Origin of the sequence: Mycobacterium angelicum (assembly GCF_002086155.1) — a bacterium.
In the GTDB taxonomy this organism is placed as follows: domain Bacteria; phylum Actinomycetota; class Actinomycetes; order Mycobacteriales; family Mycobacteriaceae; genus Mycobacterium; species Mycobacterium angelicum.
The window spans coordinates 1-14,996 of the sequence record NZ_MVHE01000038.1; the positions used below are offsets into that span (position 1 = coordinate 1).

At 65.7% G+C, this 14,996-nt stretch carries 13 protein-coding genes; 8 read left to right on the forward strand and 5 right to left on the reverse strand.

What is annotated here, in order from left to right:
* Positions 1-815 (forward strand): HNH endonuclease signature motif containing protein (locus BST12_RS19275; protein WP_139801780.1); only part of this gene is annotated, 815 nt, incomplete at its 5' end.
* Positions 816-846: 31 nt separating this feature from the next.
* Here BST12_RS19275 and BST12_RS19280 read toward each other — a convergent pair.
* Genes BST12_RS19280 through BST12_RS19290 form a run of 3 tightly spaced genes read right to left on the reverse strand, consistent with a single transcriptional unit; the run spans position 847 to position 6,714 of the window.
* Positions 847-2,472, reverse strand: coding sequence for a PE family protein (locus BST12_RS19280; RefSeq protein ID WP_083114738.1), 1,626 nt, complete (start codon positions 2,470-2,472; stop codon positions 847-849).
* Positions 2,473-2,512: 40 nt separating this feature from the next.
* Positions 2,513-4,450, reverse strand: a complete 1,938-nt coding sequence (locus tag BST12_RS19285) for a fumarylacetoacetate hydrolase family protein (protein WP_083114739.1) — start codon at positions 4,448-4,450, stop codon at positions 2,513-2,515.
* Complete coding sequence (locus BST12_RS19290) at positions 4,447-6,714, reverse strand: ATP-dependent DNA ligase (RefSeq protein ID WP_083114740.1); 2,268 nt, start codon at positions 6,712-6,714, stop codon at positions 4,447-4,449. The genes BST12_RS19285 and BST12_RS19290 overlap by 4 nt, the downstream gene beginning before the upstream one ends.
* Before the next feature lie 57 nt (positions 6,715-6,771).
* Here BST12_RS19290 and BST12_RS19295 point away from each other — a divergent pair, with 57 nt between their 5' ends.
* From BST12_RS19295 to BST12_RS19325, 7 genes are all read left to right on the forward strand, one after another.
* The gene (locus BST12_RS19295) at positions 6,772-6,999 is read left to right on the forward strand and encodes a ribbon-helix-helix protein, CopG family (protein WP_083114741.1); all 228 of its coding nucleotides are present in this window, start codon (positions 6,772-6,774) and stop codon (positions 6,997-6,999) included.
* Complete coding sequence (locus tag BST12_RS19300; RefSeq protein WP_083114742.1) at positions 6,996-7,301, forward strand: toxin; 306 nt, start codon at positions 6,996-6,998, stop codon at positions 7,299-7,301. The genes BST12_RS19295 and BST12_RS19300 overlap by 4 nt, the downstream gene beginning before the upstream one ends.
* A gap of 4 nt (positions 7,302-7,305) precedes the next feature.
* Complete coding sequence (locus BST12_RS19305) at positions 7,306-8,247, forward strand: carbohydrate kinase family protein (RefSeq protein ID WP_083114743.1); 942 nt, start codon at positions 7,306-7,308, stop codon at positions 8,245-8,247.
* 50 nt (positions 8,248-8,297) lie between these two features.
* Positions 8,298-8,525 carry a CsbD family protein gene (locus BST12_RS19310; RefSeq protein ID WP_083114744.1) on the forward strand — a complete coding sequence of 76 codons (228 nt, stop codon included), beginning with the start codon at positions 8,298-8,300 and terminating at the stop codon, positions 8,523-8,525.
* Positions 8,526-8,581: 56 nt separating this feature from the next.
* Entirely contained in the window at positions 8,582-9,499 is a 918-nt protein-coding gene (gene ku, locus BST12_RS19315; protein WP_083114745.1) for a non-homologous end joining protein Ku, read from the forward strand.
* A 54-nt stretch (positions 9,500-9,553) separates the two neighbouring features.
* Complete coding sequence (gene pstS, locus BST12_RS19320; protein WP_083114746.1) at positions 9,554-10,678, forward strand: phosphate ABC transporter substrate-binding protein PstS; 1,125 nt, start codon at positions 9,554-9,556, stop codon at positions 10,676-10,678.
* A gap of 270 nt (positions 10,679-10,948) precedes the next feature.
* Positions 10,949-13,060 (forward strand): serine/threonine-protein kinase PknD, encoded by a 2,112-nt coding sequence (locus tag BST12_RS19325; protein ID WP_083114747.1) that lies wholly within the window; start codon positions 10,949-10,951, stop codon positions 13,058-13,060.
* A 21-nt stretch (positions 13,061-13,081) separates the two neighbouring features.
* Here BST12_RS19325 and pstA read toward each other — a convergent pair whose 3' ends face one another.
* Positions 13,082-13,984: a phosphate ABC transporter permease PstA gene (gene pstA, locus BST12_RS19330; protein WP_083114748.1), complete on the reverse strand. Its 903-nt coding sequence runs from the start codon at positions 13,982-13,984 to the stop codon at positions 13,082-13,084.
* 6 nt (positions 13,985-13,990) lie between these two features.
* On the reverse strand, positions 13,991-14,992 hold the full coding sequence (pstC, locus tag BST12_RS19335) for a phosphate ABC transporter permease subunit PstC (protein ID WP_083114749.1): 1,002 nt from the start codon (positions 14,990-14,992) through the stop codon (positions 13,991-13,993).
* Positions 14,993-14,996 lie beyond the last annotated feature (4 nt).

Below are 14,996 nucleotides of genomic sequence, written 5' to 3' on the forward strand. Positions count from 1 at the left end.
GCAACTACACCGACGAGGACCGCGCCCGCAAACGCGGCCTGAGCCTGGGCAAGCAAGACCACGACGGCATGTCACGCCTGAGCGGCTATGTGGATCCCGAGCTGCGGGCCACCCTGCAAGCCGTCGCAGCCAAACTGGCCGCACCGGGAATGTGTAACCGTGACGACGAAACCCCGGTGGTCGACGGGCAAGCGGCGCCGGACGCCGCGCGCCGCGACCTGCGCTCCAAAGCCCAGCGCTTCCACGACGGGTTGCTCGCCGGGCTGCGGGCGCTGTTGATGTCCGGAGAGTTGGGTCAGCACAACGGATTACCGGCCTCGATCATCGTCACCACCACACTCAAGGAACTAGAGCTTGCGGCCGGGCGCGGCCTCACCGGCGGCGGCACCCTCCTGCCCATGCCCGATGTGATCCGCCTGGGCCGCCAGGCCAGCCACTATCTGGCGATCTTCGACGACGGCAAGCCCCTAGCGCTGTATCACACCAAACGTCTGGCCTCACCAGCACAGCGAATTGTCTTGTACGCCAAGGAACGTGGCTGCTCGGCACCGGGCTGCGATACGCCCGGGTACTACTGCGAAGTGCACCATTGCATCCCGTATGCCCAGTGCGGCAGCACCGACATCGACCAGCTCACCTTCGCCTGCGGCGGCCATCACCCACTGGCCGAGAAAGGATGGACCACTCGTAAGAACGCCAAGGGCGAAACCCAATGGATTCCGCCGGCACACCTAGATCGCGGACAGCCGCGAACCAATTCCTACCATCACCCCGAAAGGCTTCTCTGCGACGGGGACGACGACGAACCCGTTTGACGGGCAATGCATTCAGTTGTCACCGCCGCCGTCACAACGGTGTCGGCGGCGGGTACCAGGCGCCGGTGAGGACGAACAGTTCGTAACCGGCCAGCAGCGTGGACAAGCCGACGGTGGCGGCGATCGGCCGGCCGATCGCATTGACCAGCCCTTCGACCGGGGCGCCGTTGACCATCTGCTGGATGCCGTCCACGAACAGCTGGGCGTCGTAGGCGGGGACCGCGGTCAGCAGGGCGGTCGCGATGTTCACCGTCGGCTGCACCTTGGCGAAGGCGTCGGTGAAGTTGGCGGGTAACGCTCCGCCGATAGCCGACACCGGATTCCACTTGAACACGTCCGCAACGTCCGAGAGGGTGAGGCCTGCCAAGTCGTTTCCGAAAGCGGTGATGCCCTGTTGCGTCCCGGTAGCCAGGTGGCCCAGCAGCGCTTGGGGATCGACGGACGGAAAGACGCCGAACGGGGTGGGCACATCGGGCGGCCCGGTCGAGTAGCCGTGCGCCACATCGCCGTAGCCGAGGTTGACCAGTACCCGCAAATCCGGTTCGAGCAGATCCGCCATTGCATTGCCCAGCAACGGAATTGACCGCAACGGCTGCACCAGCGGCAGATGTGGATTGGTGATCATGTAGTAGGTGGTATTGCCCGCATAACCCTGCGACGGTTGCAGCATCTTCAGCTCGTACCCGGTGGGCAGCGCCGCCGGATTCAGGCTCGGATACAACGGGTGCGCGTAGTAGAACCCGGCGAAGGCGTTGAGGTCGGCCAGCACATTGATCGGATACTGCGGCCAGTCGGAGATCCCGTCGTATTCCAGGGTGTAGATCGTGGTCGGCCACACGGTGTTCGAGGGCGTCGCGCCGTAGAACGTCTGCCCCAGACTGGGAAAGCTCAGGCCCGGGAAGCGCGCGAAGAGACCGCCATTGGGATTCATCGGGTCGCCCAAGAGCTGGAAGCCGAGTTGCTGGTCGGTCAGCGGACTATGCATGTTCAGCAGCTTCTGCATTTCCAGCGATGCGATGATGGCTCCCTGTGAAATGCCATGCACCACAACGGGATTACCGCCGGGAGTGATCAGCCCATGCTGGCCGGCCGCCGTCCCGAACAGTGTCGTGTCCAGGATCTGCAGGCCCTGGGCCACCGACTCGTTGAGCGTCAGGACGGTGGTGCCGGTCAACGGATACAGGCCCGCGGGAGTGAACATGGCGAACGCGTTGCTCAGCAGTCCGCCGGGGAAGGCGGGCTTGATGTAGTTGGCGAGAACGGTCGTTATGTAGTCCGGGCTGGGCATGCCGTTGCCGCTGCCGGAGATGAACACCGATGCGTAGTTGGCCGGAAACGTGAACGGCGGTGTGGCCGCGGCGGCCAGGGCGCCCACGCTGGTGGCCTCGGTACCCGCGTAGGCGTTGGCCGCGGCCGCCAGAGCGGCGGCGAAGTCGCTTCGATAGCCCTCGATCAGTCGGGTGACCGCCTGGTATTCCCGGCCGAAGTCGTTGAACAGTGTCGCGGTCGCCGCCGACACCTCGTCGGCGGCTGCCGCCAGCACACCGGTTGTCCGGGTCACCGCGGCCGCATTGGCTTCGCTGATCGCCGATCCCAGCCCAGCAACATCCGCGGCGGCGGCCGCCATCGCGGCGGGTTGCGCGAGCATGTTTGTCATCGGCGACAGCGTAAATCGCGCTCGCCGGTCATGTCGGCATTTAGGCCGTTTCGCGTTTAGCCAGCCACTCGGCCTGCATCACCATCAGCCCGTACAACTCGGGCGTCGGGGTCTCCGGATCCAGTTCGCGGTAGCGCTGATAGATGTTGACGACGGCGCGTTCGGAATCCAGCCAGGAGGCATACTCGCCCAGGTCGACGGTATCGACCGCCTCTTCGAACGAAAGCCCCTTGCGGTAGGCGGCCTCGGCTTGTTCGCTGATGTGCACGAGATAGCCACGCACAGCACGGATTCCGTCCGGGTCGGTGACCGGGCCGTGGCCGGGAACCACCGTCGGCGCATCGAGTGCGATCATCGCGTCGCACGCCGCGATCCAGTTGGCGATCGGACCGGCCCAGACGATCGGCGTGCAGCCGATGAACAACAGGTCCCCGCCGAACAGCACACCTGCGTCGGGGACGTGCACCACCGAATCGGCGGCGGTGTGCGCGGGACCGAGGTTGAGCAGATCCACCCGTCGGCCGCCGACGTCGATGGTCAGCTCCCGATCGAAGGTGTGGTCGGCATTGCGCACCGTGATGCCACTGAAGTCGAAGTGCCCGAAGCGATCTCGCGCATATCGGGTCGCCACGGGACCCAGGTCGGCGGTCTGGATCCGGGCCAGCATCTCGGCACCAGGGTCCTTCGCGATCTCCTCGGCTGTGCCGGTGGCGGCGATGATCCGCACCGAGCGCTCCAGCAGTTGATTGCCGTGGGTGTGGTCGCCGTTGGAGTGAGTGATCAGGGCATCGGTGATAGGCGCGCCCGCGGTGACCGGCCGCATCGCGGCCAGCATCTCGCGGGTGAGCGCGAGGTCGAACAGGGTGTCCACCAACAACGACGCGCCGTCGCCGGCCACCAGACCGGCGTTGCTCCACCCGTATCCGCCGTCGGGCAGCATCCACGCCCACACCCGCTCGGCGACCTCGTGCAGCCCGCGGGTGTAGGGCACCTTGGCCTTCGCCGGATTGACGCGCGGCCGCGACGGCGCAGCATCCGGATTGGGCCGCACCGCCAACGGCACGGGCGGGGCGCTGGCCCGAACGGTCTGCCGCGTTTCGCCCAGCCCCTCGACCCGCAACGTCACCACGTCGCCGTCGCGCAACCAACCCGGAAAGGACTCGGGCCGGCTCAGGTGCTCGACCAGCGTGCAGGTGGGCACCGTGCCGGAGCCGAACACGTCGCCGGGGTGCAGCGGCACCCCGCGCGAGGCGTAGGAGATGACTTCGCCGAAGGTCCAGTCCATCTGCCCGGTCGATCCGGAGCCGATCACGGTGTCGTTGACCAGCGCGGTCACCGACAGGCTCAGCCTGCCGTCGCGCAGGTGGGGCTCCAGTTCGTCCGCGGTGACCAGATACGGGCCCAGCGTGACGCCGCTGTCCTTGCCCTTGGCCTGCCCGATCCGCAGCTGCCCTTCGAGCATCTGCAGGTCCCGTGCCGACCAGTCGTTGAAAATCGTGTAGCCGATGATCGAGCTTTGCGCCTGTTGCACCGACAGGTCTCTACCCGGCGCCCCGATGACGGCGGCGATCTCCAATTCGAAGTCCTGCCAAGCACTTCCGGGCGCCATGGGCGCGTCGTCGTAAGGGCCGAGCACGGTTGCCGGGCAGGCGAAGTAGAACGCCGGGATGCGATACCAGGTGTCCGCCAGTATCCGGCCGCCCCCGGTCGCCTCCTGGCAGTTGCGCATGTGGTCCAGAAAACACAGCGAGTCCCGTATCGAGGGCGGGCGCGGAATGGGCGCCGCCAGAGTCGCGTCGCGCAGGCTGATCACCTCGGCGGGTGCACGCAGCGCCTCCGCACCGGCTGCGGCCAGCCCGTCGGCGCCGCGCCCGATCAAGTCGAGCAGCGTCACTCCGGCCGGCATCGCGTGGATCGAGTCGCCGGCGAGCACGCCACAGCGTTCGCCGTCGTCGCTTCGATACGTCACCCACTTCATTCGCGTACCACCTCACTCGGGTTCTTGTCCGGCCGCAGGCCGCGCCAGCTCACTTGCCGCAGCCGGTTGTCCGGCGTCCATTCGCTGTAGCGCACCTCCCCCACCAGCGTCGGCTCGACGTACGTCACGCCCTTGGCGTCGCGGGTGGAAAGCTTTGCGCTGAAAGGTGATTCATCGGTGTGCAGCGGCGCCAGAGTCTTCTTGAGATTGGCCAGGTCGCGTTCGGTGAAACCGGTACCGACCCGGCCGACGAACTGCAACCCCTCCGGGCCGGGGATACCCATCAATAGCGCACCGATGCCGCTGCTGCGCCCGCCCGCACCGACGCGCCAGCCGCCGATGACGACTTCCTGAGTGTTCCAATGCTTGTCCTTGATCCACGACGCCGAACGGCGTCCCGGCTGATACGTCGAGTCGCGCTTCTTGGCGACCACACCTTCCCAGCCGCGCTTGCCCGAGTACTCCAGCGCCTGTGCGCCGTTACCGGGCAACAACTCCGGAACGATGAGACCGCCTGCGCTGCCGAGGGTTTCCAACAGCTTGCGACGGTCCTGATATTTCGCGCGCAACAACGAGCGGCCGTCCAGGTAGAGCAGATCGAACGCCCAGAATTCGATGCGAGTGGCCCGGACCCGGTTCTGCATCTCGTTGAAGCTGGGCACTCCGGACTGGTCGAGGGCAACCACTTCGCCGTCGATGACCACGTGGTGATCGGCGAGATCTGCTGCCAGCGCCTGCAATTGGGGATATTCACCGGTGACGTCGCGGCCGCTGCGCGAACGCAACCGCAACCTGCCATGGTCGGCGTCGACCAGCAGCCGGTAGCCGTCCCACTTACCCTCGAAGGCCCACTGGCCCGCGGTCAATCCCGCCGCCGAACCGTGGCTGGCGAACATGGGCGTAAGCGTGTCGAAGTCGAAGACCTTCTGATCCTTGGTCCGGTGCGCCAGCCACTGATTGCCGTCGGTCTGAATCAGCGCATAACGCCCGGAGATCCGATTGCCGTGCAGATTGACTATCACCTCGTCATCGAGAAACTTCTCGGCCTCGTAGGTGCCCGAGTCCCAGATGACGACCTTGCCGGCGCCGTATTCGCCCTTGGGGATGGTGCCCTCGAACGAGCCGTATTCCAGCGGATGGTCTTCGGTATGCACCGCCAGATGGTTCACCGATGGGGTCTCGGGCAGGTTCTTCGGCACCGCCCACGACACCAGCACCCCGTCTCGCTCCAGCCGGAAGTCGTAATGCAGCCGGCGGGCGTGATGCTCCTGGATGACGAACGTATTGTTCTGCCCCGCCGCGGGTTTCGCACTCGGCACCGGCTCCGGGGTCTTCGCCGCGTCCCGCATGCTGCGGTACTTGGTCAACCGGTCCCGGCTGGGCAGGTCGGCATCCAGCGGCGCCAGCAGGTCGCCGTCGCGGGCCACCCGGGCCAGCACCTCGTCGTAGCGCAACTGACGCAGCTTGTTGTCGTCGAGCTCCGCCCAGGTCCGGGGTGCGGCCACCGTCGGAAACTCGCGTCCGCGCAGCGAATACGGTGCGATGGTGGTCTTCGCGCCGTTGTTCTGACTCCAGTCCAAGAACACCTTGCCCGCCCGCAGGCTCTTGGTCATGGTCGACGTGACCAGCTTGGGCATCGTCTTTTCCAGTTGCTGCGCAACACGTTTGGCCAGCACGGTGGCACCGGAGCTGCTCACCGGTTCAGCCAGCGGGGCATAGAGATGCAGCCCCTTGCTGCCGCTGGTGAGCGGAAAGGTCGTCAGCCCGATATCGCTCATCAGGTCACGAACCGCACGGGCCACCTCGGCCAGCTGTGCCATGGTCACACCCTCGCCCGGGTCGAGGTCGAACACCAAACGTGTTGCCGGGCCGGGCTTGAACTCTTCGGCCTTGCTGCGCGTCCATTGAGCGACGAACCGCCACTGCGGCACGTGCACCTCGAGCGCTGCCTGCTGGGCGATCCACGCCAGCCCGTCGTCGTCGTCGATGATCGGGTAGGTGGTGGTGCCGGAGCGGTGGGTGATGCTGGCGCGCGGTAACCAGTCCGGCGCCGACGACGCCAGCTGCTTCTCGAAGAACGAGGCCTCCTCGACGCCGTTGGGCCAGCGCTTGCGGGTTGCCGGGCGTCGGGCGACGTGCGGCACCATCACCTCGGCGATCCGGGTGTAGTAGTCGAAGACGTCTGCCTTGGTAGTGCCGCTCGCGGGGTAAAGCACCTTGTCGGCGTTGGTGAGCTTCACCCGCCGCGCTGCCGCCGAGCCCATGTTGTCAACTTACGTCGTATGGTCAAGCAGTAGTAGGAGCGTCAGTAGGATAAACAGATGGCGAAAAGTAAGATCTCGGTAACAGTGGATGCGGACGTGCTGGCAGCCGCCGATGCCGATGCCGAGGCGGCCGGCATGAACCGGTCGGAGATGATCGAGCGAGCGCTGCGCCACGAGCATCTACGTAATGCGCTGCATGACTACACCACCCGAACCGCTCCGGCGCTCGACATCGATAGCTACGCCCAGCACGTCTATCGGGCCAATCGGACCGCAGGCTTGTGATCGCTCCCGGTGCCATCGCGGCCCGCCGGGATAGCAATGGACAGCTCTACGTTGTGGTGTTATCCAACACAATTCACCTTGCCGCGGCCACCGGACGGATCATCACGTGCCCCTTCATCCCCGGTCAGATTCCCGACGACATCATGGCAATGGTCGTCACCGTCGACCAGCCGCCAGGCACCCTGTTGCCCGAACTGGTGCAGTGGCTGCCGAGCTCGGCGCTCGACGAGCCGATCGGCACCATCGGCAAAGCCGCTCTGCGCGAAACGACCTCGATCGTGACCGCCCTCATCTCGTCCTGAACCCATGACACCGCGCGGGCTGGTGATCGGCGAAGCGCTGATCGACATCCTCGAAGGCGGCGCGGGCGCCGAGGGTGTCGGGACCATCAGCGAGCATGTGGGTGGCAGCCCGCTCAATGTCGCCGTCGGGCTGGCCAGGCTGGGCCGCAACATCGATTTTCTCACCCACATCGGCGACGACGGACGCGGCAAACGCATCGCCGGATACGTGAAAGACGCTGGCGCACAACTCGTTCCAGAAAGTATCGGGGCGGGGCATACCCCGACCGCGGTGGCGAAGATCGCTCCGGACGGGTCGGCACGCTATGAGTTCGACCTGGATTGGCAGCTGTCCGGCACCCCGCCCGTGCCGCCGCCGCTTTTCGTGCACACCGGATCCATCGCTGCGGTACGCGAACCGGGATGCCTGGCGGTAGTGGCGCTGCTGGACGCCTATCGGGTGTCGGCCACGGTGACGCTGGACCCCAATGTGCGGCCGTCGCTGATCGTCGACCGGGATCAGGCGCGCGAGCGCATCGAACGCCTCGTGGAGCGCAGCGACGTGGTCAAGGTCAGCGACGAGGATCTGCGCTGGCTCAATCCCGAGCACAGCCCGGAACACACCGCCCAGACCTGGTTGGCGTCCGGTCCTGCGGTCGTGGCGCTGACCCTGGGCGCTCGCGGCGCTGTGGCGTTCTGTGCGGCCGGCGAGGTCCGCGCGGACGCCCGGCCGGTGACGGTGGCCGACACCGTCGGCGCCGGCGACGCGTTCCTGGTGGGTCTGCTCGACACACTGTGGGAACTGGGTTTGCTGGGCGCTGGACGGCGGGCTGATCTGCACCGGATCGGACTCGACCCACTGGGGCGCGCGCTCGAGGTGGCCGGCCTGTGCGCGGCGCTGACGGTCGCGCGTGCTGGTGCCGACCTGCCCGATCGCGCCGCTCTCAACGCCGCAGCTAAGAGCTGATTCCGGGGCCTAAGGGTTATCCAGGCGGCCCCGGTGGGTACCCGAGTCCCATGTCTGGTGCAGACAAGATCAGGAACAAATTCGACAAGGTCGGCGGCATGGCCAAACAGGTCGTCGGGCGAGCCACGGGCAACCGCAGGCTGGAAACCGAAAGCCGAAACGACCAGCGCAGAGCCGACCTCAAGGACGCCGGCGAGAAGGTCAAAGACGCATTCCGGCCACGGGGATCGCGACGGCGCACGTCGCGCCCGGCCACCGGTTCTCGGCGTTCGCGGTAACGACACCCGGCGCGGGTTAGCTGCTTACCGGCCCATTGCTGTGGGCATACTGGTGTATGCGCTCCATCTGGAAGGGTTCGATCGCATTCGGGCTCGTGAACGTCCCGGTCAAGGTGTACAGCGCCACCGAGGACCACGACATCAAGTTCCACCAGGTCCATGCCAAGGACAACGGGCGCATCCGGTACAAGCGCGTCTGCGAGGTGTGTGGCGAGGTCGTCGAATACGGTGACATCGCCCGGGCCTACGAATCCGACGACGGCCAGTCGGTGGTGATCACCGACGAGGACATCGCCACGCTGCCCGAAGAACGCAGCCGCGAAATCGAGGTGCTGGAGTTCGTCCCGGCCAGCGATGTCGACCCGATGATGTTCGACCGCAGCTACTTCCTGGAGCCCGACTCCAAATCGTCCAAATCCTATGTGCTGCTTGCCAAGACGCTCGCCGAGACGGACCGGATGGCGATCGTGCATTTCACGCTGCGCAACAAGACGCGGCTGGCGGCGTTGCGCGTCAAGGACTTCGGCAAGCGCGACGTGATGGTGGTGCACACCCTGTTGTGGCCCGACGAGATCCGTGACCCCGATTTCCCGGTGCTGGACAAGAAGGTCGACATCAAACCGGCAGAGCTCAAGATGGCCGGCCAGGTGGTCGAGTCGATGGCCGACGAGTTCAACCCGGATCGCTACCACGACACTTACCAGGAGCAGTTGCAGGAGCTCGTCGACGCCAAACTCGAAGGCGGAGAAGCGTTTACCGTCGAGGAGCAGCCGAAGGAACTCGACGAGACCGAAGACGTGTCGGACCTGCTCGCCAAGCTGGAGGCCAGCGTGAAGGCGCGCTCGGGTGACGGCAAGCAGCCCGCCAAGAAGGCACCGGCCAAATCAGCGGCGACAAAGTCGCCGGCCAAAAAGGCTGCGGCCAAGAAGGCGCCGGCGAAGAAGGCCCGCCCCAAAGCAGCGTCAAAGTCTTGACGCGGGCGTAAGCTCATCGTGCTGCCGAACCCGAGTCTTCAAGAGGAGATTTGCGTGAAGTTCACTCGATCTGGCGCTCGATTTGGCATGAGCCTGATCATCGTTACCGCACTGGTGTTGTCGGGCTGCGGTGGGCATTCGAACAACGCGGCCTCCTCGTCGGGATCCAGCACCCCCGCCGTGCCCGTGAACTGCGGCGGCAAGAAGAAGATTCTGGCTGCGGGCTCGACGGCACAGAAAAACGCGATGGAGCAGTTCGTCTACGCCTACATCCGGGCCTGCCCGGGCTACACGCTGGACTACAACGCCAACGGTTCCGGCGCCGGGATGAAGCTGTTCCTCGACGGCCAGACCGACCTCGCCGGGTCCGACTCGCCGATGGATCCGGCCAAGGGTGAACCCGACAAGGCCGCACAGCGCTGCGGATCGCCGGCCTGGGACCTTCCGGTGGTGTTCGGCCCGATCGCGGTCACCTACAACGTCAACGGGGTGAGTTCGCTCAGTTTGGACGGGCCCACCACGGCGAAGATCTTCAACGGCACCATCACCCGGTGGGACGACCCGGCGATCAAGGGCCTCAACCCGAGCGTCAACCTGCCCGGCACCCAGATTCACGTCGTCTTCCGCAGCGACAAATCCGGCACCACCGACAACTTCCAGAAGTATCTGGACGCCGCGTCCAACGGCGCGTGGGGCAAAGGCACCGGCCAGACCTTCAACGGCGGCGTCGGGGAGGGCGCCAGCGGAAACGACGGCACGTCGCAGGCGCTGAAGCGAACGGACGGCTCGATCACCTACAACGAATGGTCCTTCGCCGTCGGCCACCAGCTGAACATGGCGCAGATCGTCACCTCGGCCGGGCCGAATCCGGTAACGATCACCGCCGAAACGGTGGGTAAGACGATCGCCGGAGCCACCTTCCGCGGCGAGGGCAACGACCTGGTGGTCGACACCTCGTCGTTCTACCGGCCGACCCTGGTCGGTGCGTATCCGATCGTGTTGGTGACCTATGAGATCGTCTGTTCGAAGTATCCGGACGCCCCGACCGGCACCGCGGTAAAAGCCTTTATGCAGGCCACAATTGGCGAGGGCCAAATCGGTTTGGACGAGTATGGGTACATTCCACTGCCGAGCACGTTTCAATCGAAATTAGTTCCGGTGGTGAACAGTATTGCGTAACCGGGTGCCGACGACCGGCAACCGCCGGCTAATCCGGCCGAATTGCCCAGGGCCCGAACGGCTTTAATGCATTAAGCGATTTCTCAGCACAGAGCCGTATCCTGGCGGCCAGAACGTCGTTACTGACTCGTGATTCAAAATTCACTGTGAGTGGCGAGATTTTGTTGTGTGCCCACTCTCCGAGGATTTACCGTGGGTTAACCATCCGTTTGATACGGCGGCCGGTTCGGCCTGTGTGTATCGGGTGGCCTAGCGAAGGGAGCGTCGACGGTGAGCGTCACCGGGCCGGATTCGCGGGTGGGGCAACACTTTGGGCCATATCAGCTGGTGCGCCTGATCGGCCGCGGCGGCATGGGCGAGGTCTATGAAGCCGAGGACACCCGCAAGCGCCGGGTGGTGGCGCTGAAACTGATCTCCGCGCAATACTCCGGCAATCCGACGTTTCTGGCGCGCATGCAGCGCGAGGCCGACATCGCTGGACGGCTCACCGAACCGCACATCGTGCCGATCCACGATTACGGCGAGATCGACGGCCAGTTCTACGTGGAGATGCGGCTGATCGAAGGCGTCTCGCTGCGCTCGATGCTGACCCAGTTCGGTCCGCTGGCCCCGGCCCGGGCGGTAGCCATCGTGCGCCAGATCGCGGCCGCACTGGACGCCGCACACGGCAGCGGCATCACGCACCGCGACGTCAAGCCGGAAAACATCCTGATCGCCCAAAGCGATTTCGCCTATCTGGTGGACTTCGGCATCGCCCGCAACGCCGCCGACCCGGGGCTGACGCAGAGCGGGATGGCGGTGGGGACCTACAACTACATGGCCCCCGAGCGGTTCACCGGCGACGAGGTCACCTACCGGGCCGACATCTATGCGCTGGCCTGCGTGTTGGGTGAATGTTTGACAGGCGCGCCGCCCTATCGCGGGGAGAGCGTCGAACGGCTGATCGCTGCACACCTGATGGAACCCGTCCCGCGGCCCAGCCAGATTCGCCCCGGGCGGATCCCGCCGGCGCTGGATCAGGTGATCGCCAAAGGCATGGCCAAGAAACCGGCAGACCGCTACATGAGTGCCGGCGATCTGGCGATCGCCGCCCACGAGGCGCTGACCACACCCGAACAGCACCAGGAAGCGACCATTCTGCGCCAAGGCGACAATGCAACCCTGATGGCCCCGGTCGTCACGCCGGAGGTGGCCAGCGGCTGGACCAACTACAGCGGCTCGGGCCCCCAGCAGGCTCCGCAGAACCTGACGCCACCGCCGCAGTACCCGACGCCACCACCGCAGTACCCGACCGGCGACGAGACCATGGCCCGCCCGCTGCCGTCGAACACCGGCGGATGGCGCTCGACGCCCAACCAGTCCGACCAATGGACGCAGGCCGCTCCGGTGCCCGGCGCCGCCGGCTGGCCCAGCCAGCCCGGGGTCGCGCCGTCCGGCGGCGGTCCGGCCGGACCGCCGAGTTATGGCCCGTCGCAACCCCTTTCGACGCCGCCGCCCCGCAAGAGCCGAAAAGGGTTGATCATCGGCGCGGTTGCCGCGGTGGTCCTGATCGCCATCGCTGCCATCACGGCCTTCGTGATGACCAGGCCGAATGGCGGCGGCGGGTCGGCGCAGACGGCGACGGGCCAAAGCGTGCTGCCGTTCACGGGCCTGAACTTCCGCCTCTCCCCCGGCGGAGTGGCCCTTGACGACTCCGGCACCGTGTACATCACCAATCAAACGATGTATGGACGCGTGGTGGCGTTACCCGCTAACTCGTCGACGCCCGTGGTCAAGCCGTTCAACGGGCTCTACGAGCCCCAGGGCCTGGCGGTGGACGGCTCCGGGAAGATCTACGTCAGCGATTTCAACAACCGGGTGGTCGCGCTGGCGCCCGGTTCCAACAACCAAACGGTGCTGCCCTTCGACGGCCTCAACTATCCCGAGGGTGTGGCGGTGGATGCCCAGGGCAACGTGTATGTCGCTGACCGGGGTAATGACCGGGTGGTGAAGTTGGCCCCCGGCGCCAATGCCCAGACCGTGCTGCCGTTCAACGGCCTCAAGAATCCCGACGGCGTGGCGGTGGACACCGACGGCAACGTCTACGTCACCGACACCGACAACAACCGGGTGCTGAAACTGGATGCCGGCACCAGCAACCAGAGCGTGCTGCCGTTCACCGGCATCAGCGCGCCCTGGGGAATCGCGATCGACGGCGCCGGCAACATCTACATCACCGAGCACGACACCAACGTGGTGGCCAAGTTGCCGGCCGGCGGCACTGCCTCGACCGAACTCCCGTTCACCGGGCTCAACACTCCGCTGTCGGTGGCGGTGGACAAGAAGGGCAACGTCTACGTCGCCGACCGCGGCAACGGCAGGGTGCTCAAACTCGCGCAGTGATCCTGCAGTGATCTTGCCGGGTCAGTTCCGGTGGCTGGCCACGAAGCGAATTCCCGCGGCGATCAAGTTGATCACCGCCACGATGATGATCAGGGTGAGCGCCGCACCCCAGATGCGCAGGAAGCCCGCATGTTCGGGGTTGGTGAGTTCGGTGTAGATCAGCAGCGGCAGCGAGGCCATGTTGCCGTTGAAGATGTCGATGTTGATCGAGCGGCTGTAGCCCACCAACACCAGCACCGGTGCCGTTTCGCCGAGGACGCGCGCGACCGCTAACAGAATGCCGGACACGATGCCCGGCATCGCGATCGGAAAGACGATCCGCACGATCGTCTTCCACTTCGGAACACCCAACGCGTAGCTGGCTTCTCGCAATTCGTCGGGGACCAGGCGCAGCATCTCCTCGGTCGAGCGCACCACCACCGGCAACATCAGCAAGACCAATGCCAGCGAGACCGCGAACGCGCTCTGCTGAAATCCCATGGTGGCGATCCACAAACTGAAGATGAACAACGCGGCCACAATCGAGGGCACCCCGGCGAGCACGTCGACCATGAAGGTGGTCACCCGTGCCAGCCGACTGGTTCCGTACTCCACCAGATACACCGCGGTCATCAGGCCCAGCGGCACCGCCAGCCCGGCGGCCACCCCGGCCTGCACCACGGTTCCGTACAGCGCGTGGTAGACGCCGCCGGCGAACTCTTCGGGCAGCACGCCGCGCAGCGAGTGGGTCCACCAGGTGGACCGGGTGACGCCGTACCAGCCTCGCGCGACCACCACGCCCAGCAGCCAGAACAGCGGCACCAGCGCGATGGCGAACGACGCGAAGAAAAACGTTGCGGCAAGGCTGTTGGTGATTCGCCGCCGCAAGCTCAACGGCCGGAAGACCTCCGCCTTGACCGGCTGGTCGAGCGCGTCAATGGTCATCGGTGCTCACCCGTTGACCTTGCCGCCCGCGATGGCCCGCGCGGCGGCGTTGACCACGAAAGTCAGGACGAACAACGCGAATCCGGCGGAAATGTAGGCGCCGGTCGGCAGCGGTTCACTGAATTCGGAAGCCGCAGAAGCGATTTTGGACGCGAACGTGTAACCGCCGTCGAACAACGACCAACTCCCCGGCCTGGCGGCCGACCGCAGAATGATCAGCACGGCCACCGTTTCGCCCAGCGCGCGGCCCAATCCCAGCATCGACGCGGCAACCACACCGCTGCGGCCGAACGGCAGCACGGTCATCCGCACCACCTCCCACTTCGTGGCACCCAGCGCCTGCGCCGCTTCGATGTGGATGAGTGGGGTCTGCCGGAACACTTCTCGCGATACCGAGGTGACGATCGGCAGGATCATCACCGCGAGCACGATGCTCGCGGTGAAGATCGTGCCGCCGCCGGCCAATGACACGTTGCCCTGCTTGAACAGGCAGAGCCAGTCGTGCTTGCGCCACAGGCACACCGAACCCAGATGCCGGTTGAGAAACCTGGCGACCGGTTCCAGTTTGGGCGCCAGCACGAAAATCCCCCACAGCCCGAAGACGATCGACGGCACTGCGGCCAGCAGATCGACCATCGCGGCGAACGGACGCGACAGTCGCCGCGGCACGTACTGGGTGAGGAACACCGCGATCCCGACCGCAATCGGCACCGCCAACACCAGAGCGCTGATCGAACTGAGCACCGTGACCATGAACAGGTCACGGATGCCGAACGCCAGCTTCTCGTCGTCGGCGGTGTCGAATGTGGCGCTGGTGAAGAAGTTCGCGTTGTTGGCGCGCAGCGCCGGTACCGCACGGATCAACAGGAATACCGCGATCAGCACGATTGCCGTCACAATCGTCGAACTGGATACTCCGGCGAGGAACTTGAATAGCCGATCGGCGCGCCGCGAAGCGCGCGCGTCGACCGCCCCTAGCTCAGACTTGGCCAGCGGGCCTTTGACCACATTG